General features: G+C 53.6%; 21 protein-coding genes and 1 other annotated feature. Of the genes, 10 read left to right on the forward strand and 11 right to left on the reverse strand.

Annotated features, from left to right (window positions below; all coding sequences use genetic code 11):
- The 7 genes from pheT to thrS form a co-directional block, all read right to left on the reverse strand.
- Complete coding sequence (gene pheT, locus IM267_RS04375) at nt 1–2,388, reverse strand: phenylalanine--tRNA ligase subunit beta (protein WP_063866466.1); 2,388 nt, start codon at nt 2,386–2,388, stop codon at nt 1–3.
- Nucleotides 2,389–2,403: 15 nt separating this feature from the next.
- Nucleotides 2,404–3,387, reverse strand: a complete 984-nt coding sequence (gene pheS / locus IM267_RS04380; protein ID WP_003857809.1) for a phenylalanine--tRNA ligase subunit alpha — start codon at nt 3,385–3,387, stop codon at nt 2,404–2,406.
- Nucleotides 3,388–3,449: 62 nt separating this feature from the next.
- Nucleotides 3,450–3,574: a sequence feature (Phe leader region), on the reverse strand.
- Nucleotides 3,525–3,569 (reverse strand): pheST operon leader peptide PheM, encoded by a 45-nt coding sequence (gene pheM, locus IM267_RS04385; protein WP_001386830.1) that lies wholly within the window; start codon nt 3,567–3,569, stop codon nt 3,525–3,527. Its footprint overlaps the feature before it by 45 nt.
- A gap of 117 nt (nt 3,575–3,691) precedes the next feature.
- Nucleotides 3,692–4,048 carry a 50S ribosomal protein L20 gene (rplT, locus tag IM267_RS04390; RefSeq protein WP_000124850.1) on the reverse strand — a complete coding sequence of 119 codons (357 nt, stop codon included), beginning with the start codon at nt 4,046–4,048 and terminating at the stop codon, nt 3,692–3,694.
- 50 nt (nt 4,049–4,098) lie between these two features.
- Nucleotides 4,099–4,296, reverse strand: coding sequence for a 50S ribosomal protein L35 (gene rpmI, locus IM267_RS04395; protein WP_001124225.1), 198 nt, complete (start codon nt 4,294–4,296; stop codon nt 4,099–4,101).
- Nucleotides 4,297–4,393: 97 nt separating this feature from the next.
- Nucleotides 4,394–4,936 carry a translation initiation factor IF-3 gene (gene infC / locus IM267_RS04400; RefSeq protein WP_059287945.1) on the reverse strand — a complete coding sequence of 181 codons (543 nt, stop codon included), beginning with the start codon at nt 4,934–4,936 and terminating at the stop codon, nt 4,394–4,396.
- Nucleotides 4,937–4,939: 3 nt separating this feature from the next.
- The gene (thrS, locus tag IM267_RS04405) at nt 4,940–6,868 is read right to left on the reverse strand and encodes a threonine--tRNA ligase (RefSeq protein ID WP_193032890.1); all 1,929 of its coding nucleotides are present in this window, start codon (nt 6,866–6,868) and stop codon (nt 4,940–4,942) included.
- A 322-nt stretch (nt 6,869–7,190) separates the two neighbouring features.
- On the opposite strand from thrS, the gene yncL reads away from it, so the two are divergent.
- Nucleotides 7,191–7,283 (forward strand): stress response membrane protein YncL, encoded by a 93-nt coding sequence (gene yncL / locus IM267_RS04410; RefSeq protein WP_074160885.1) that lies wholly within the window; start codon nt 7,191–7,193, stop codon nt 7,281–7,283.
- A gap of 98 nt (nt 7,284–7,381) precedes the next feature.
- A complete protein-coding gene (gene yniD / locus IM267_RS04415; protein WP_003857815.1) occupies nt 7,382–7,489 on the forward strand; it encodes a small membrane protein YniD in 108 nt (35 codons plus the stop codon).
- Nucleotides 7,490–7,667: 178 nt separating this feature from the next.
- Here the strand turns inward: yniD and IM267_RS04420 are convergent, their stop codons facing one another.
- Both IM267_RS04420 and IM267_RS04425 read right to left on the reverse strand, forming a co-directional pair.
- Nucleotides 7,668–7,901 (reverse strand): hypothetical protein, encoded by a 234-nt coding sequence (locus IM267_RS04420; protein ID WP_063448979.1) that lies wholly within the window; start codon nt 7,899–7,901, stop codon nt 7,668–7,670.
- Between the two features lie 263 nt (nt 7,902–8,164).
- Nucleotides 8,165–8,923 carry a YdiY family protein gene (locus IM267_RS04425; protein ID WP_063448980.1) on the reverse strand — a complete coding sequence of 253 codons (759 nt, stop codon included), beginning with the start codon at nt 8,921–8,923 and terminating at the stop codon, nt 8,165–8,167.
- Nucleotides 8,924–9,219: 296 nt separating this feature from the next.
- Between IM267_RS04425 and pfkB the strand changes: the two genes are divergently transcribed.
- From pfkB to IM267_RS04440, 3 genes are all read left to right on the forward strand, one after another.
- Complete coding sequence (pfkB, locus tag IM267_RS04430; protein ID WP_063866465.1) at nt 9,220–10,152, forward strand: 6-phosphofructokinase II; 933 nt, start codon at nt 9,220–9,222, stop codon at nt 10,150–10,152.
- 91 nt (nt 10,153–10,243) lie between these two features.
- Nucleotides 10,244–10,534, forward strand: coding sequence for a type V toxin-antitoxin system endoribonuclease antitoxin GhoS (ghoS, locus tag IM267_RS04435; protein ID WP_003857822.1), 291 nt, complete (start codon nt 10,244–10,246; stop codon nt 10,532–10,534).
- 105 nt (nt 10,535–10,639) lie between these two features.
- Nucleotides 10,640–11,500, forward strand: coding sequence for a fructosamine kinase family protein (locus tag IM267_RS04440; RefSeq protein ID WP_063448983.1), 861 nt, complete (start codon nt 10,640–10,642; stop codon nt 11,498–11,500).
- 33 nt (nt 11,501–11,533) lie between these two features.
- Here the strand turns inward: IM267_RS04440 and IM267_RS04445 are convergent, their stop codons facing one another.
- The gene (locus IM267_RS04445; protein WP_063866463.1) at nt 11,534–12,070 is read right to left on the reverse strand and encodes a YniB family protein; all 537 of its coding nucleotides are present in this window, start codon (nt 12,068–12,070) and stop codon (nt 11,534–11,536) included.
- Nucleotides 12,071–12,211: 141 nt separating this feature from the next.
- On the opposite strand from IM267_RS04445, the gene hxpB reads away from it, so the two are divergent.
- The 4 genes from hxpB (at nt 12,212) to tcyP (ending at nt 15,979) form a co-directional block, all read left to right on the forward strand.
- Nucleotides 12,212–12,883, forward strand: a complete 672-nt coding sequence (hxpB, locus tag IM267_RS04450; RefSeq protein ID WP_193032891.1) for a hexitol phosphatase HxpB — start codon at nt 12,212–12,214, stop codon at nt 12,881–12,883.
- 129 nt (nt 12,884–13,012) lie between these two features.
- Nucleotides 13,013–13,774, forward strand: a complete 762-nt coding sequence (gene kduD / locus IM267_RS04455; protein WP_063449450.1) for a 2-dehydro-3-deoxy-D-gluconate 5-dehydrogenase KduD — start codon at nt 13,013–13,015, stop codon at nt 13,772–13,774.
- 95 nt (nt 13,775–13,869) lie between these two features.
- Complete coding sequence (locus tag IM267_RS04460; RefSeq protein ID WP_193032892.1) at nt 13,870–14,460, forward strand: metal-dependent hydrolase; 591 nt, start codon at nt 13,870–13,872, stop codon at nt 14,458–14,460.
- Nucleotides 14,461–14,587: 127 nt separating this feature from the next.
- On the forward strand, nt 14,588–15,979 hold the full coding sequence (gene tcyP / locus IM267_RS04465; protein WP_063866461.1) for a cystine/sulfocysteine:cation symporter: 1,392 nt from the start codon (nt 14,588–14,590) through the stop codon (nt 15,977–15,979).
- Between the two features lie 48 nt (nt 15,980–16,027).
- Here the strand turns inward: tcyP and cedA are convergent, their stop codons facing one another.
- Nucleotides 16,028–16,267 carry a cell division activator CedA gene (cedA, locus tag IM267_RS04470; protein WP_063866459.1) on the reverse strand — a complete coding sequence of 80 codons (240 nt, stop codon included), beginning with the start codon at nt 16,265–16,267 and terminating at the stop codon, nt 16,028–16,030.
- Nucleotides 16,268–16,468: 201 nt separating this feature from the next.
- On the opposite strand from cedA, the gene katE reads away from it, so the two are divergent.
- Nucleotides 16,469–18,718, forward strand: a complete 2,250-nt coding sequence (katE, locus tag IM267_RS04475; protein WP_063866458.1) for a catalase HPII — start codon at nt 16,469–16,471, stop codon at nt 18,716–18,718.
- Nucleotides 18,719–18,731 lie beyond the last annotated feature (13 nt).

Genomic DNA, 18,731 nt, shown 5'->3' on the forward strand with positions numbered 1-18,731 from the left:
TCAATCCCTCAATGATGCCTGGAATCGCTCTTTTAATGCCTCTACACATTTGGCGACGGTAGCGGCAATCTCCTCTTCTTCGAGTGTACGGCTGGTATCCTGAAGGATAAGGCTAATAGCGAGGCTCTTGAAACCTTCTGCTACGCCCTTGCCGCGGTACACGTCAAATAAGTTTACGCCAACTACCTGATTTACGCCAACTTTCTTACATTCGGCCAAAATATCTGCTGCGGGCACATTTTCGGCGACCACAACCGCGATATCACGGCGGTTTGCAGGGAAGCGAGAGATGTCCTGCGCCTGAGGAATCACGCGGTCTGCAACAGGGCTCCACTCCAGCTCGAACACGATGGTACGGCCATTCAGGTCCAGCTTACGTTCCAGCTCTGGGTGAACAACGCCAATGAAACCAACGCGTTTGCCGTCTAAATAAATCGCCGCACTCTGGCCCGGATGCAGGGCCGGAATCGCTTCTGCACGGAATTCAATTTCGGATAATTTACCGGTCAAATCGAGAATAGCTTCCAGATCGCCTTTCATATCGTAGAAATCAACCGTCCCTTTTGCCAGATCCCAGTGCTCTTCATAGCGGTTACCGCTGATGGCGCCCGCCAGCATGAGATCCTGACGGATGCCTAAATTCGCCTGAGTATCCGGTACAAAGCGCAAGCCGCTTTCGAAAATACGCACGCGGTTTTGCTGACGGTTCTGGTTATAAACGACAGTGCCCAGCAGGCCGGTCCACAGGGACAGACGCATCGCTGACATCTCGCTGGAAATCGGGCTTGGCAGGATCAGGGCTTCCTGACCCGGGTGGATCAGCTGTTGCAGCTTAGGATCAACGAAGCTGTAGGTGATCACTTCCTGGTAGCCTTTGTCGTTCAGCATGGTTTTCACACGCTTCAGAGACAGGTCGGCTTCACGATGGCTGCCCATCACCAGACCCGCCTGCACCGGCTCGTCAGGGATGTTGTTGTAGCCGTAAACGCGGGCCACTTCTTCCACCAGATCTTCTTCGATCTCCATGTCGAAACGCCAGGATGGCGCAACGGCTTTCCACTCGTCCTGACCTTCTGTCACTTCACAGCCCAGACGCGTCAGAATGTCGGTCACCTGCGCATCGGCAACGTGATGACCAATCAGGCGATCCAGCTTGCTGCGGCGCAGGGTAATGGTCGCACGCTTCGGCAGCGTCGCGTCGTTGGTCACATCGATAACCGGACCGGCTTCACCGCCGCAGATGTCGATCAGCAGGCGGGTCGCACGCTCCATCGCTTTGTATTGCAGCGCAGGATCTACGCCACGCTCATAGCGGTGAGAGGCGTCAGTGTGCAGGCCGTGACGACGCGCGCGACCAGTAATGGAGAGCGGGCTGAAGAACGCGCATTCCAGCAGGACGTTTTGCGTCTCGTCATTGACGCCAGAGTGCTCCCCACCGAAGATACCGCCCATCGCCAGCGCTTTGCTGTGGTCAGCAATCACCAGGGTGTCGGCGTTCAGCTTCGCTTCGCTGCCGTCCAGCAGCACCAGGGTTTCGCCTTCTTTCGCCATGCGCACCACAATACCGCCTTCGATACGATCTTTATCGAACGCGTGCATTGGCTGGCCCAGCTCCAGCAGAACGTAGTTAGTGACGTCAACCACCGCGTCGATAGAACGGATACCGCAGCGACGCAGTTTCTCTTTCATCCACAGTGGGGTTGGCGCTTTAACGTTAATGCCTTTCACCACGCGACCCAGGTAGCGCGGACAGGCGTCAACGGCGTCAACCTGAATTGGCAGCGTGTCGCTGATGGTGGCTTCAACCGGCGCGATCTCCGGCACGTTCAGCTCGGTCTGGTTCAGCACGGCCACGTCGCGGGCCACGCCGATGATGCCCAGGCAGTCGGCACGGTTAGGCGTCACGCTGATTTCGATGGTGTTATCATCAAGCTTCAGGTATTCGCGGATGTCAGTGCCAATCGGCGCATCCAGCGGCAGCTCGATGATGCCGTTGTGATCGTCGGAAATCCCCAGCTCGGAGAAGGAGCACAGCATGCCTTCAGACGGCTCACCGCGCAGTTTAGCGGCTTTGATTTTGAAATCGCCCGGCAGTACCGCGCCCACGGTCGCCACGGCCACCTTCAGCCCCTGACGGCAGTTTGGTGCGCCGCAGACGATATCCAGCAGACGGTCACCGCCCACGTTCACTTTTGTTACGCGCAGTTTGTCGGCGTTAGGATGCTGGCCGCACTCCACCACTTCACCTACTACTACGCCGGTGAAAGCGCCAGATACGGGCTCTACGCCATCAACTTCCAGGCCCGCCATGGTGATCTGGTTGGAAAGCGCTTCGCTGTCCAGCGTGGTGTTAACCCATTCGCGTAACCACAGTTCACTGAATTTCATTGTTCTGTCCTGCCCTTATTTAAACTGTTTGAGGAAACGCAGATCGTTTTCGAAGAACGCACGTAAATCGGTTACGCCGTAGCGCAGCATGGTCAGACGCTCCATGCCCATACCGAACGCAAAGCCGGAATACACTTCTGGATCGATACCCACGTTGCGCAGCACGTTTGGATGCACCATGCCGCAGCCCAGCACTTCCAGCCATTTGCCGTTTTTACCCATCACGTCCACTTCCGCAGACGGTTCGGTGAACGGGAAGTAGGACGGACGGAAGCGAACCTGCAAATCTTCCTCAAAGAAGTTGTTCAGGAAATCGTGCAGCGTGCCTTTCAGATTGGTAAAGCTGATGTTTTTATCAACAATCAGACCTTCCATCTGGTGGAACATTGGGGTGTGCGTCTGATCGTAGTCGTTACGGTATACGCGGCCCGGCGCGATGATGCGGATAGGCGGTTCCTGTTCCTTCATGGTGCGGATCTGAACGCCGGAGGTCTGGGTACGCAGCAGACGGGTGGCGTCGAACCAGAAAGTGTCGTGGTCAGCACGTGCCGGATGATGGCCAGGAATATTCAGGGCATCGAAGTTGTGGTAATCATCTTCGATTTCCGGGCCAGTCGCCACGGTAAAGCCGAGCTCACCGAAGAAACTTTCAATACGATCGATGGTGCGGGTAACCGGATGCAGGCCGCCGTTTTCAATACGACGCCCCGGCAGAGAAACGTCGATGGTTTCTGCTGCCAGACGCGCATTCAGTACGGCGCTTTCCAGCTCGGCTTTACGGGCGTTTAGCGCCTGCTGTACCTGCTCTTTGGCTTCGTTAATCACTGCACCTGCTGCCGGGCGTTCCTCTGCTGGCAGTTCACGCAGGGTAGTCATCTGAAGGGTCAAATGCCCTTTCTTGCCCAGATATTCGACGCGGACATTGTCTAACGCGGCAACATCTGAGGCCTGGTTAATGGCGGCCGTTGCACTGGCAACCAGCTCTGCGAGATGTGACATGGTTTTCCTCATTATGTCGGTGCAGACACCGAATTGTTGGACGTATTCTCTCAAATTCAGGCACAAAAAAAGCCTCCATCGGGAGGCTTATCTGGCGCTGTTTTTCGTTTCATCTTTCACGCGCTAGCCTCCTGATGTCAGGTGCTAAAGTAAAAGAAGAAGCGGAAAATAGCAGCATTCATGCTTGCGTTACCTTGTAGGGTAAAAACCGTTAAGACCTTATTGAAAAGCCTGCACGGATAAATGTCAATCTTCTGATGGTGTTGAATGAAAAGAGGAGGCAAAGCCTCCTCTTTCAACTGGCTTATGCCAGTGCTGCTTTCGCTTTTTCGACCAGAGCGGTGAACGCTACTTTGTCGAATACTGCGATGTCAGCCAGGATCTTACGGTCGATTTCAACAGAGGCTTTTTTCAGGCCGTTGATGAATTTGCTGTAAGAAATACCGTTCTGACGTGCTGCTGCGTTGATACGCGCAATCCACAGTTGACGGAACTGACGCTTACGCTGACGACGGTCACGGTAAGCGTACTGACCTGCTTTGATAACAGCCTGGAAGGCAACGCGGTATACGCGTGAACGCGCACCGTAGTAGCCTTTAGCTTGTTTCAAAATTTTCTTGTGACGTGCACGTGCAATTACACCACGTTTTACGCGAGCCATGTGTGCTCTCCTGTATCTATTCTAAGTTAAAAAAGTTAAACGTTAACGACTTATGCGTACGGCAGGCACGCGATGACCAGGCCCAGATCGCCTTTAGAAACCATGGCTTTTGGACGCAGGTGACGTTTACGCTTGGTAGCTTTCTTAGTCAGAATGTGACGCAGGTTAGCGTGCTTGTGCTTAAAACCACCTTTACCGGTTTTTTTGAAGCGCTTAGCAGCACCGCGTACGGTCTTAATTTTTGGCATTTTAATAAATTCCACTTCGCATTGTTAAATAAACGAAACATAGGCGAACAAAACCTATGGGGCCCGAAGGCTCCACAGATTCTGCTGCTTGAAGGCCTTACTGTTTCTTCTTAGGAGCGAGCACCATGATCATCTGGCGGCCTTCGATCTTCGTAGGGAAGGATTCGACTACTGCCAGTTCACTCAGATCTTCACGGACGCGGTTAAGCACTTCCATACCAATCTGTTGGTGGGCCATCTCACGACCGCGGAAACGCAGCGTGATCTTGGCCTTATCGCCATCTTCCAGAAAGCGAATCAGGCTGCGGAGTTTTACCTGATAATCGCCATCGTCGGTACCAGGACGGAATTTAATTTCCTTAACCTGGATAACTTTTTGCTTCTTCTTCTGTTCCTTAGAAGACTTACTCTTTTCATAAAGGAACTTGCCGTAGTCCATGATACGACAAACTGGCGGTTCGGCGTTAGGGCTGATTTCAACTAAATCTACTCCAGCTTCTTCAGCCTTTTCGATCGCTTCTCTCAGACTCACAATCCCCAGCTGCTCGCCTTCCAGACCTGTTAAGCGAACTTCCTGGGCGCGAATCTCGCCATTGATACGATTCGGACGTGCCGTTTGAACTCGTTTTCCGCCTTTAATACCTTATTCCTCCAGTTGTTGAAGACTGCGGCTGCGAATCTCTTGTTGCAGCTTCTCAATCACTTCACTTACGTCCAGGCTCCCCAGGTCTTTACCACGGCGGGTGCGAACGGCAACTTTGCCTGCTTCCACCTCTTTATCACCACAGACCAACATATACGGGACACGACGTAAAGTGTGCTCGCGGATTTTAAAGCCAATCTTCTCATTTCTCAAGTCTGCTTTTACGCGAATGCCCGCATTTTGTAGTTTCTGCGTCAATTCTTTAACGTAATCCGCCTGAGAATCGGTAATGTTCATCACTACCACCTGCACTGGCGCAAGCCAGGTTGGGAAGAAGCCCGCGAACTCTTCGGTCAGGATGCCGATGAAGCGCTCCAGTGAACCGAGAATAGCACGGTGAATCATGACCGGCACCTGACGCTCGTTGTCTTCGCCAACATAAGAGGCGCTTAAACGCTGCGGCAGGGAGAAGTCCAGCTGTACCGTTCCGCACTGCCATGCGCGATCGAGGCAGTCATACAGGGTAAATTCAATTTTCGGACCGTAGAATGCGCCCTCGCCCAGCTGGTATTCGAATGGAATCCCATTCTCTTCCAGCGCCACGGCGAGATCCGCTTCTGCGCGATCCCATGTCTCATCGCTGCCGATACGTTTTTCCGGACGCGTTGAGAGTTTGACCACGATCTTCTCGAAGCCAAAGGTGCTGTACATATCGTAGACCATACGAATACAGGCGTTAACTTCATCACGTACCTGATCTTCAGTACAGAAGATATGCGCATCATCCTGAGTAAAGCCACGAACGCGCATCAGACCGTGCAGCGCACCTGATGGTTCGTTACGGTGGCAGCTACCGAACTCTGCCATACGCAGCGGCAGATCGCGGTAGGATTTCAGACCCTGGTTAAAGATCTGAACGTGGCCCGGGCAGTTCATTGGCTTGATGCAGTATTCACGGTTCTCAGACGAGGTGGTGAACATCGCATCTTTATAGTTGTCCCAGTGGCCGGTTTTTTCCCACAGCACACGGTCCATCATGAACGGGCCTTTCACTTCCTGATACTGGTACTCTTTCAGCTTAGAGCGTACGAACGTTTCCAGTTCACGGAAGATAGTCCAGCCGTCGTTATGCCAGAACACCATCCCCGGCGCTTCTTCCTGCATATGATACAGGTCAAGCTGCTTACCGATTTTACGGTGGTCACGTTTAGCCGCCTCTTCCAGGCGTTGCAGGTACGCGTTGAGGGCTTTTTTATCGGCCCACGCGGTACCATAGATGCGCTGCAACATCTTGTTGTTGCTGTCGCCACGCCAGTAGGCGCCTGCGATTTTCATCAGTTTAAAGTGATGACAGAAGCGCATATTCGGCACGTGCGGTCCACGGCACATGTCGACGTATTCTTCGTGATGGTACAAGCCAGGCTTGTCATCATGCGAAATGTTTTCGTCAAGAATCGAGACTTTATAGCTCTCGCCGCGCTTCACGAAGGTTTCACGCGCTTCGTGCCAGCTGACTTTCTTCTTGATGACGTCATAGTTAGTTTCGGCGAGCTCGTGCATACGTTTTTCGAGCGCGTCGATATCTTCCTGGGTCAGGGTGTGGTCAAGGTCAACGTCGTAGTAGAAACCGTTGTCGATAACCGGGCCGATCGCCATTTTGGTGTTTGGCCACAGCTGCTTGATAGCATGACCTAACAGGTGCGCGCAGGAGTGACGAATGATCTCCAGACCTTCTTCGTCTTTCGCGGTGATGATTGAGAGCGTCGCATCGTTTTCAATAACATCAGACGCATCTACCAGCTCACCGTTTACGCGGCCTGCAATGGTTGCTTTTGCGAGTCCAGGACCGATGTCCAGGGCTACATCCATTGAGCTTACAGCGTGGTCGAAATGGCGTTGGCTGCCATCAGGAAGAGTAATTACAGGCATTTTATATCCTTATTTGCAGTGATGCCCCACACATAAGAGCATATACAAAGAAAATAATCGTGATTAAACAGTAGATTAGGAACCATCTGACCAACAATCGTCAAATTGGTTCGTCATCCTCTGCCAGCCGAAATCAGACAAAGGCGAATATACGGCAAGCAGCCTAATGGTAACACTATTGAAAGGGCGAATGCATCCTCTGCGACCATTTTGAACCGCTCATCCTTTTGTATGCGTTCATGAACTTTTGCTGACGGAGGCTCGCAATCCAAAAGTGCTGAGCTATTCTTGATCTGGTCCTTAAACATCGAAGGGGTATCACGTGAACGTATCCAGCAGAACCGTTGTGATATTGAATCTACTTTCCGCGGCTGGCCTGGTTTTGATTCTGGCCAACAGATTCCAGTGGTTTTGAGCCGAACCGGTGTTCTGGCATAACCTGTTGTCCCGGGTAAAGCGCTTTCTGGCGCAGACTTTGGTACACTAAGGGTATCAACTGACAAGGATTAGGTTATGCCAACAAAAAGATTTGCCGTTAAGCACTGGAAAATGGTCGTAGTATTAATTGCTATTTGCGGCGCGATGTTGCTGCTGCGCTGGGCTGCAATGATTTGGGGTTAATGTATTGTCAGAAAGGGAAGTCATTTGTGCTGAGGTCAGCGTAAACGTGCCGTTAATTTATTGAATAATGTTTAACTCTCTTTACGCCACCGGATTGTGAAAAACCGGTACATCATTATCCGGTTTTCGACAGGTTGTCATAGCGTTTATATTCCATCACAACGTGGCAGTTAATTTATCAGGACCACTCACCCGCTACCAGCTTATGAACATCAAACGCATCGTTCATTGACTGGCCGGTAGACTGGGAGCCAGGGGCAATGTTAGAGCCCGCTTCAACATCAGAGGCGTTGGTGATTCCGATTTGGCTGTTAGCGTCACTGGCAGGTTGCGTCATATTATCAGCAGCAAAGACGCCAAATGAAAGTGCGGAAAGCACCATCGCTGCTGTAGCAGTTTTGATTGTTTTCATAATTTTATTCTCATACTAAATTAATGCAGAAAAAGCCTGAGGCGATTTTTTGCCTGTGGCGTAAGTGTAGATCTGGATCACACTTTTTCCTAGTCAAAATATTTATCAATTCGTGTCAAATAAACTGAATAAGCCGTGCACGCCTAATTATGGAGAAATTATGAAGAGGATGCATTCTGGTATTTTTAAAACGCCATTTAATATAATTAAGCACAGTTTCAAAAAATAAAAAACGGGCCGAGAAGAATCTCAGCCCGACGGAATTACATTTTATAACCTAAAGAAATCGTGGTTCTGCGATCGGTATGTTCCGGCGCAGAATCAGGGGGCGATGAGTTCCAGGTTACGTTGTACGCCACCTTGAGTCCAAAGTGCTCGTTGATGGCCACGTTCAACGCGCTTTCAGAGTTCAGGGTAGTATCTTCTGCACCAAACACCGACACGCCCTGGGTGAATTTAGCGTTGTCGGTCATCTGCCATGCGTAGGTGCCCGATGCATAACCCAGCGGCTGGGTTTCATCTTCGCCGTTGGTGTACTCGTCGTAACGCACACCCGGACCGAATTCAAAACGGAGGCTGTGCACCGGCCCATTCAGGAACTGACGACCATAACCCGCCGTCACGACATCGCGCTGGCGATAGCCGTTGAAGCGGTCAGTCAGCCAGCTCGCCTGCCCGAACAGGTAGTCATAATCGGTCATGTTGTAACGGCTACGTCCGCCTACCGCATATTTCTCCGAGGAGCGTTCATCGTTAGCAGACGTGTTGCTGGCATTTCCCCACAGCGACCAGGCCGTGGTATTGCCGTACCAGGTCAGGGTGCTGTCTGCGGTCAGGGAGGAGCTTTTCGTGTTACCGGATTGCGCCAGATACCCGGCATTCAGGTTACCTTCAAAGGGTTTTTTGGCAGTGGAGGGGTCGTCCATGACAGTAAAAACGGTATCATCGGCGGTTGCGTTCAGTGACGCAAATACGCCACCCGCCAGCATCAGTGCTGCGGGTACTGTCTTCAAAAGCTTCATTATATTTAAGGAGTCCGTACAACATAAAAAGAGACCGTCACGGTCTCGGAAACTTTCTTGCGGATCAATGACAAGGCGACCATAGAAAGGTAACAAATTATAAAAAGCCGCAAATAACATAGCAATAATTTCTTCTTTCATTTTTTGAATAAGAACGATCCCAAAACGCGTTTTATTTTATATGTCCTGCGCGGGTTATTTGTCAGCATTCATTTTTAAAATCATACTGTTATTTACGTTGCCTTCCTGCCAAACGGTGCCAGGCTTAAAAGAACCCATGCTAAAAGGAGGTCATGATGGCTTCGATTTACACGCTGACGCTCTCCCCTTCCCTCGACTCCGCGACCATGACGCCGCAAATTTACCCGGAAGGTAAGCTGCGCTGTAGCGCGCCGGTGTTTGAACCCGGTGGCGGTGGTATTAACGTGGCGCGCGCCATTACCCATCTCGGCGGAAAAGCAACCGCCATCTTCCCTGCTGGCGGCGCCACGGGCGAACATCTGGTTGCGTTGCTGGCAGATGAACAGGTTGCGGTAGACACGGTAGACGCCAGAGACTGGACCCGGCAGAACCTGCACGTTCATGTTGAATCGAGCGGCGAACAGTATCGTTTTGTGATGCCGGGGGCAAAGCTGAGCGATGATGAGTTTCGTCAACTGGAAGAGAAAGTGCTGACCATTGAAAGCGGCTCATTGCTGGTCATCAGCGGTAGCCTGCCGCCGGGCATTGAAACAGAAAAGCTGACGGCGCTGGTTCAGGCGGTGCTCCAGCGCGGCATCCGCTGCATTGTTGATAGCTCAGGCGAAGCCCTGAAGGCGGCGTTAGAACCCGGGCAACTTGAACTCGTGAAACCTAACCAGAAAGAGCTGAGTGCGCTTGTCAATCGCGAGCTCAACCAGCCCGATGACGTGCGTACTGCCGCAGAAGAGCTGGTACGTACGGGCAAAGCGCATCGCGTGGTGGTCTCTCTCGGTCCTCAGGGTGCGCTGGCCGTCGACAAGACGGGCTGTGTGCAGGTCGTTCCACCACCGATGAAGAGCCAGAGCACCGTAGGTGCAGGTGACAGTATGGTTGGCGCGATGGTGCTGAAGCTGGCGCAGGGCGCTTCGCTTCTGGAGATGGCACGCTATGGCGTCGCGGCAGGGAGCGCGGCCACCATCAATCAGGGAACGCGGCTGTGCTCGCTTGCGGATACCCAAAAAATTGTCGATTACCTGGCGAAAAGCTAAACCTTCTTCCCCCTCCTGTGGAGGGGGAAGTCGCTAAATAGCGCTTATCGACTATGCTAAGAAAACTTTCAGGATAACAACGAGGTGCATTATGAGCAGTGGTGATATCACCCGCTACGTCGTAACCGTCAATATTCATGAGGCGTCGCTGACCGAGCTGAATGAACTTAACAACGCTTTCACGCGGGCAAATTTTCTGCTCACGCTGACCGACGATGAAGGCAATATCCACGACCTCGGCTCGCTGGCCTTTGGCCTGATTAGCCCGCTCAGTCAGGAAGAGGTCAAGGCGCTCGCCAGCAGCCTGGTGGAAAGCGTGACTGACAAAGCAACAGAAATTGACGTGGATAGCTGGGAAAACTGGCACAAAAAAGAACAATAAGTGCCCTGTATAAAATTAAACCGCTCAGTTGTGCGTTAGTTCCTGTTTTTTTATTGCCGTTTTGCGCTAACTTTATGATCTGGCAGACAACATGGGAGAGACATCATGTGGCAGGCTATCAGTCATCTTTTAAGTGAGCAGCTGGGTGAAGGTGAAATTGAACTGCGTAACGAACTGCCAGGCGGAGAGATCCATGCCGCATGGCATTTACGCTACGCCGGGCGCGATCTTTTCGTGAAATGTGATGAACGCGAATTGCTTCCCATTTTTACTGCCGAAGCCGATCAGCTTGAGCTGTTATCGCGCAGTAAAACCGTCACCGTTCCGCAGGTTTTAGCCGTCGGCAGCGATCGCGACTACAGCTTTCTGGTGATGAATTATCTCCCCGCGCGCCCTCTGGATGCCCACAACGCCTTTATCCTTGGTCAACAGATTGCCCGCCTGCATCAGTGGAGCGATCAGCCTCAGTTCGGGCTCGATTTTGATAACGACCTCTCCACCACGCCGCAGCCAAACGCGTGGCAGCGTCGCTGGTCGACATTTTTCGCCGAGCAGCGAATCGGCTGGCAGCTGGAGCTGGCCGCTGAAAAGGGGCTGGCGTTCGGCAACATCGATGCAATTGTTGAACACGTCCAGCAGCGCCTGGCCTCGCATCAGCCTCAGGCTTCACTGTTGCACGGGGATTTATGGTCGGATAACTGTGCGCTTGGGCCTGATGGACCTTATATATTTGACCCGGCCTGCTACTGGGGCGACAGAGAGTGCGATCTCGCGATGCTGCCGCTGCACCCTGAACAGCCGCCACAAATTTATGATGGCTACCAGTCGGTCTCGCCTCTGCCACCTGACTTTCTCGAACGCCAGCCGGTGTATCAGCTATACACCCTGCTCAACCGGGCCATCCTGTTTGGCGGAAACCATCTGGTCAACGCCCAGCGTGCGCTGGACCGCATTTTGGCGGCATAACGTAAGGGGGGCGCAACACGCCCCCTTCAGCATTTACAGGAAGCCGAGCAGCGTAAAGAAGAAATATCCGGCCACAATGATAATGACCGGCAGAACGTAGAGCGGGAAAAACTGCACAAAGATAGTATGGCGCGGAACGACAATGCGCGATTCGATCTGCTCGCGGGTCATTCCCTCAGGCCCTTTCGCCTTCTCAAGGATCATCTGGTCTTCAACCCCTTCACGTAAAAAGCGGGTCTGGCGACTCATGCGTGCGCCGGAGGCCTGCAACGCCATTGCGATAAAGATCAGCGCATAGATTATCCAGAAGCCAACGTTAAGCTGGTGGTGAAAATCCGGCGTGGGCGAGTTAAACCAGAACACGTTCAGGAACGGGGTATTAAACCGCATCATCTCAATCATTACGTGGGCAAAATCAAGCATGACGGCATTGATGCCCGGCTGTTTTTCGCTGTGATCGTACATAAATTTGAGTACGGAAATCAGCGTTGAAATCAGGGCGGGAATGAAAATAACCCAACCAGCAATACGTTTTAAGATCGCAATGCGTCCAGCTTGTTGATACGTCATCAGTTCCTCTTAATAAAGACGCGTTATTTGTGCCTAAGTCTACCTGCTGTCGGTCATTTTCGCCCGATCTTTGGATGCGATATGCTAAATTGCTTGTGCTTAGCACCGTTCGTCTTACCTCTAAGATAAGGAGAAGTTGTAATGTCGACACCGCGCCAGATACTTGCCGCTATTTTTGACATGGATGGATTGCTGATTGATTCCGAACCCCTGTGGGATCGGGCTGAACTGGACGTGATGGCCAGCCTCGGCGTCGATATCAGTCGTCGTAACGAACTCCCCGATACCCTGGGGCTGCGTATCGATATGGTGGTCGATCTTTGGTATGCCCACCAGCCATGGGTTGGACCGGATCGCGACGAAGTCACGGCGCGCATTATCAACCGCGCTATCTCCCTGGTTGAAGAATATAAGCCACTGTTACCGGGAGTCCATGACGCTATCGCCCTGTGTAAGGCGCAAGGACTGAAAGTGGGGCTGGCCTCCGCCTCACCTCTGCATATGCTGGAAAAAGTGCTGACGATGTTTGGGCTGCGCGACAGCTTCGACGCGCTGGCCTCGGCCGAAAAGCTGCCTTACAGCAAGCCGCACCCGCAGGTGTATATGGACTGCGCCGCGAAACTGGGGCTGGATCCGCTCACCTGCGTGGCGCTGGAAGATTCCGTTAACGGCATGGTGGCGTCCAAAGCCGCACGTATGCGCTCCATCGTTGTGCCTGCTGAAGAAGGCCGACACGACCCCCGTTTTGCCCTCGCGGATGTCAGGCTGACGTCTCTTGAAGAACTGACTGTCCGCCATCTGCGCGGAGAGTGACCCTCTTTTCAGGCAGCTTCGGCTGCCTGCACCACAAAATTAAAACATCGTTTTACTTTATTTGCTTTTCTCATTCCAGGCTCCTATCCTTACGTGCAGAATGACAATAACCTGACTTATGAGGCGCGTATGATACTGGATGCTTTTACTCTGGCAGGAAAAGTGGCGATGGTGACCGGGTGCGATACCGGCCTGGGCCAGGGCATGGCCATTGCCCTCGCCGAGGCAGGATGCGATATCGTGGGTGTTAACCGCAAGGTTCCTGACGAAACGGCAGCGCGCGTCACGGCGCTGGGACGACGCTTTATCGCCATTCGCGCCGATCTCGGCAAGCATGAGAACATTCAGAGCGTCGTGGATACCGCTGTTAAAGAGATGGGACGCATCGATATTCTGGTTAACAATGCCGGCACCATTCGTCGGTGCGATGCACTGGAATTCAGCGAAAAAGACTGGGACGAAGTCATCGATCTGAACCTGAAATCGGTCTTTTTCCTCTCGCAGGCGGTGGCCAAACGGTTTATCGATCAGGGTCAGGGCGGAAAAATCATTAACATTGCCTCCATGCTCTCCTTTCAGGGCGGCATTCGGGTGCCCTCTTATACGGCCTCGAAAAGCGGCGTCCTCGGGCTCACCCGCCTGCTGGCAAACGAATGGGCGCCGCTGGGCATTAACGTGAACGCTATCGCGCCGGGTTATATGGCGACAAATAACACCCAACAGTTACGTGATGATGAGCAACGCAGCCAGGCGATCCTCGAGCGTATTCCGGCGGGACGCTGGGGACTGCCGGAGGATTTACAGGGGCCGGTGGTGTTTCTGGCCTCAGGAGCCTCTGATTACGTCAACGGCCATACCCTCGCCGTAGACGGCGGCTGGCTGGCGCGCTAACTGCGCGTTTGTGACAAAGAGTTACACCGTAACCTCTTTCGCACACTGTATAAAAACCCTATACTGTATGAATTGACAGTTTACCGGGTTTTATCATGACGGCGGAAGGCCACCTGCTTTTTTCACTTGCCTGTGCAGTGTTTGCTAAAAACGCTGAACTGACCCCTGTGCTGGCACAGGGGGACTGGTGGCATATTGTCCCTTCTGCCGTACTGACCTGCCTGTTGCCGGACATCGACCATCCCAAATCCTTCCTCGGCCAACGGCTGAAGTGGATTTCAAAACCCATCGCCAGAGCCTTTGGTCATCGCGGGTTCACCCACAGCCTGCTGGCCGTGTTTGGCCTGTTAACCCTCTTTTATCTGAAGGTTCCTGAGAGCTGGATAATCCCGGCGGATGCCATTCAGGGCATGGTGCTTGGTTACTTGAGCCATATTCTGGCGGATATGCTGACGCCAGCGGGCGTTCCGCTGCTCTGGCCCTGCCGCTGGCGTTTTCGCCTGCCGATCCTCGTGCCGCAAAAGGGCAACCAGCTGGAGCGCGTGCTGTGCATGGCGCTGTTTGCGTATGCCGTCTGGATGCCGCAGACGCTGCCCGAAAATGGTGCAGTGCGCTGGTCGTCGCAGATGATCAACTCGCTGCAATTTCAGTTCAATCGTTTTATTAATCACCAGATTGAACATTAAACCGACAATATAATCACTTTTGTAATAAACCATTCCATATGGATATAAGCGCCACATCACACTTCTGATAACCTTGCGCCAACAGGTTCGGTAAAAACCGACCGAATAATAAATCAGGAGAACGGGGATGAATTTTCCACTCATCGCGAACATTGTTGTGTTCGTCGTATTGCTATTGCTTCTCGCCCAGGCTCGCCACAAACAGTGGAGCCTGGCCAAAAAGGTGCTGGTCGGTCTGGTTATGGGCGTGGTGTTTGGCCTGGCCTTACACGCTATTTACGGCTCCGACAGCCCGGTACTGAAAGATTCTATTCAGTGGTTCAACATTGTCGGTAACGGCTATGTACAGCTGCTGCAAATGATCGTCATGCCGCTGGTATTCGCTTCTATCCTGAGCGCCGTGGCACGTCTGCATAATGCGTCTCAGCTGGGTAAAATCAGTTTCCTGACCATTGGTACCCTGCTCTTCACCACGCTGATTGCGGCGCTGGTGGGTGTGCTGGTGACCAATCTGTTTGGCCTGACCGCTGAAGGTCTGGTGCAGGGCAGCGCTGAAACCGCGCGTCTGACGGCTATTCAGACCAACTACGTGGGTAAAGTGGCCGATCTGACCGTTCCGCAGATGGTGCTCTCCTTCATTCCGAAGAACCCGTTTGCTGACCTGACCGGTGCAAGCCCAACCTCCATTATCAGCGTGGTGATCTTCGCGGCGTTCCTGGGCGTGGCGGCGCTGAAGCTGCTGAAGGACGATGCGCCGAAAGGCGAGCGCGTGCTGACTGCCATTGATACCCTGCAAAGCTGGGTGATGAAGCTGGTGCGTCTGGTCATGCAGCTGACGCCGTACGGTGTCCTGGCGCTGATGACCAAAGTCGTTGCAGGATCTAACCTGCAAGACATCATCAAGCTTGGCAGCTTTGTGATTGCCTCGTACCTCGGTCTGGGCATCATGTTTGTTGTGCACGGCATTCTGCTGGCGGTGAACGGCGTTGGCCCGTTGAAATATTTCCGCAAAGTCTGGCCGGTGCTGACCTTCGCCTTTACCAGCCGTTCCAGCGCGGCATCTATTCCGCTGAACGTCGAAGCGCAAACCCGTCGTCTGGGCGTACCGGAGTCAATCGCCAGCTTCTCGGCCTCTTTTGGCGCCACCATCGGCCAGAACGGCTGTGCGGGCCTCTACCCGGCGATGCTGGCCGTGATGGTTGCCCCAACCGTCGGCATTAATCCGCTGGATCCGGTCTGGATTGCGACGCTGGTTGGTATCGTGACCATTAGCTCCGCCGGTGTTGCAGGCGTGGGCGGCGGCGCGACCTTCGCTGCGCTGATTGTTCTGCCTGCGCTGGGCCTGCCGGTGACGCTGGTCGCCCTGCTGATCTCTGTTGAGCCGCTGATCGACATGGGTCGTACCGCGCTGAACGTGAGTGGCTCAATGACCGCCGGTACCCTGACCAGCCAGTGGCTGAAGCAGACCGACAAAACGATTCTCGACAGTGAAGAAGATGCCGAACTGGCGCATCGTTAATCACTGCCGAAATAAAAAAACCGCCTGAGGGCGGTTTTTTTATGGCTGTTATTCTTCAACCTCTTCATCCTGGCGCATCTGCACCGCCCATCGCTGCGCCGATTCCGGCACCGTAAACGCAGGGGAGCGACGGAAGTGCTCGCCAATCAGCACGAAGGCAACGTATTTACCCCGCAACATCCAGACATCGCGAAAACCATCTACCTTCAGGGCATGGTCTGGCGGCGCGGGCTCAACGCGGGGTACATAGCTAATAACCTGGCGGTTTTGTTGACGAAGAGGTTTCATAAGCGACGGATTCACTAAAGCAAATTCTTAAAGCAGGAAATTTCTATCATAGCCGATTCTCCCCCCGCCCGTCGCGCCTGACGTAAGGCAGAGGGCTCCTTTCGCTAATCAATATCTGAAAACGCTTAGTTCGCCTGCTAATTCTTAACATTGTTCTATCCTTAATAGGGTTTTTAGGAATGAACAAAGGAGAAGCGTGCAATGTCGAACAATGATAAACCACATCAGTCACCCATTCATGGCACTGAAGAATCTCAACCGGGAATGGACTCACTTGCCCCCGCCGACGGCTCACACAAACCTTCACCGGGTCCTTCCGCACCGGGTGAACAGCCTACCGCCCCGGGCAGCATGAAAGCCCCGGAAACGGAAAACGAAAAGCTGAAATCGCTCGATCCTCACCGTAAGGGCGGTGAAGGCCATGCGCTGACCACGAACCAGGGCGTTCGCATTGCCGATGACCAGAACTCCCTGCGCGCCGGAACGCGCGGCCCGACGCTGCTGGAAGATTTCATCCTGCGCGAAAAAATCACCCATTTCGACCATGAGCGTATTCCTGAGCGCATCGTCCACGCTCGCGGCTCCGCGGCGCACGGCTATTTCCAGCCGTACAAGAGCCTGACGGAGATCACGAAAGCGGATTTCCTTTCCGACCCGAACAAAATCACACCGGTATTTGTGCGCTTCTCTACCGTACAGGGCGGCGCTGGCTCGGCTGACACGGTGCGTGATATCCGCGGCTTCGCCACTAAATTCTATACCGAAGAGGGTATTTTCGACCTGGTCGGTAACAACACCCCGGTGTTTTTCATTCAGGATGCGCATAAGTTTCCTGACTTTGTCCATGCGGTAAAACCGGAGCCACACTGGGCCATACCGCAGGGACAAAGTGCGCACGATACTTTCTGGGACTACGTCTCCCTGCAACCGGAAACGCTGCACAACGTGATGTGGGCGATGTCTGACCGGGGGATCCCGCGCAGCTATCGCACCATGGAAGGGTTTGGTATTCACACCTTCCGTCTTATTAACGCCGAAGGCAAAGCAACGTTTGTGCGCTTCCACTGGAAACCGGTCGCGGGGAAAGCGTCGCTGGTGTGGGATGAAGCGCAGAAGCTTACCGGGCGCGATCCGGACTTCCACCGTCGTGAACTGTGGGAATCCATTGAAGCCGGAGATTTCCCGGAATACGAGCTGGGGTTACAGCTGATCCCGGAAGAGGACGAGTTTAAATACGACTTCGACCTGCTCGACCCAACCAAGCTAATTCCTGAAGAGCTGGTGCCGGTTCAGCTGGTGGGCAAAATGGTGCTTAACCGCAACCCGGATAACTTCTTCGCGGAGAATGAGCAGGCTGCGTTCCACCCGGGCCATATTGTGCCGGGGCTGGATTTCACCAACGATCCGCTGCTCCAGGGCCGTCTGTTCTCTTATACCGATACGCAGATCAGCCGTCTCGGCGGACCAAACTTCCACGAAATTCCGATCAACCGTCCTACCTGCCCTTACCATAACTTCCAGCGTGACGGGATGCATCGTCAGGATATCGACACCAACCCGGCGAACTACGAGCCGAACTCCATTAACGATAACTGGCCGCGCGAAACGCCGCCGGGACCAAAACGTGGCGGATTCGAGTCGTACCAGGAGCGCGTGGACGGAACAAAAATTCGCGAACGCAGCCCGTCCTTCGGTGAGTATTACGCCCACCCTCGCCTGTTCTGGAACAGCCAGACCCCGATCGAACAGCAGCACATTATCGGCGGCTTCAGCTTTGAGCTGAGTAAAGTGGTGCGCACCTACATTCGCGAGCGCGTTGTCGACCATCTGGCACATATCGATATCCAGCTTGCGCAGGGCGTGGCGAATAACCTCGGCATTACGCTCACCGACGAGCAATGCCATGCCGCGCCGCCAAAAGACGTGAACGGGCTGAAGAAAGATCCGTCCCTGAGCCTGTACGCAGTACCTGGCGGATCGATTAAAGGCCGCGTGGTGGCTATCCTGCTGAACGATAAACCGCGCGCCAGCGACGTACTGGGGATCATGCGGGCGCTCAAAACCCAGGGCGTACATGCCAAACTGCTTTACTCGCGCATGGGTGAAGTGACGGCTGACGATGGCTCCGTCCTGCCGATTGCCGCGACCTTCGCCGGGGCACCGTCGCTGACGGTTGACGCGGTGATTATGCCGTGCGGCGACGTTGAGAGTCTGCTCGGCAACGGTGATGCCGCCTATTATCTGCTGGAAGCCTATAAGCACCTGAAGCCAATCGCCCTGGCAGGCGATGCGCGGAAGTTTAAATCTCTGCTGAAGGTACCGGATCAAGGGGAAGAAGGCATTGTCGAAGGTGATAACGTGGACGATGCGTTTATGACCCGGCTGTTTGACCTGCTCGCCGCGCACCGCGTGTGGTCGCGCAGCAGCAAGACCGACCAGATACCGGCGTAAAAAAAACCGGGTG

This window comes from Enterobacter cloacae complex sp. P15RS, assembly GCF_014895905.1.
Classification (GTDB): domain Bacteria; phylum Pseudomonadota; class Gammaproteobacteria; order Enterobacterales; family Enterobacteriaceae; genus Enterobacter; species Enterobacter quasihormaechei.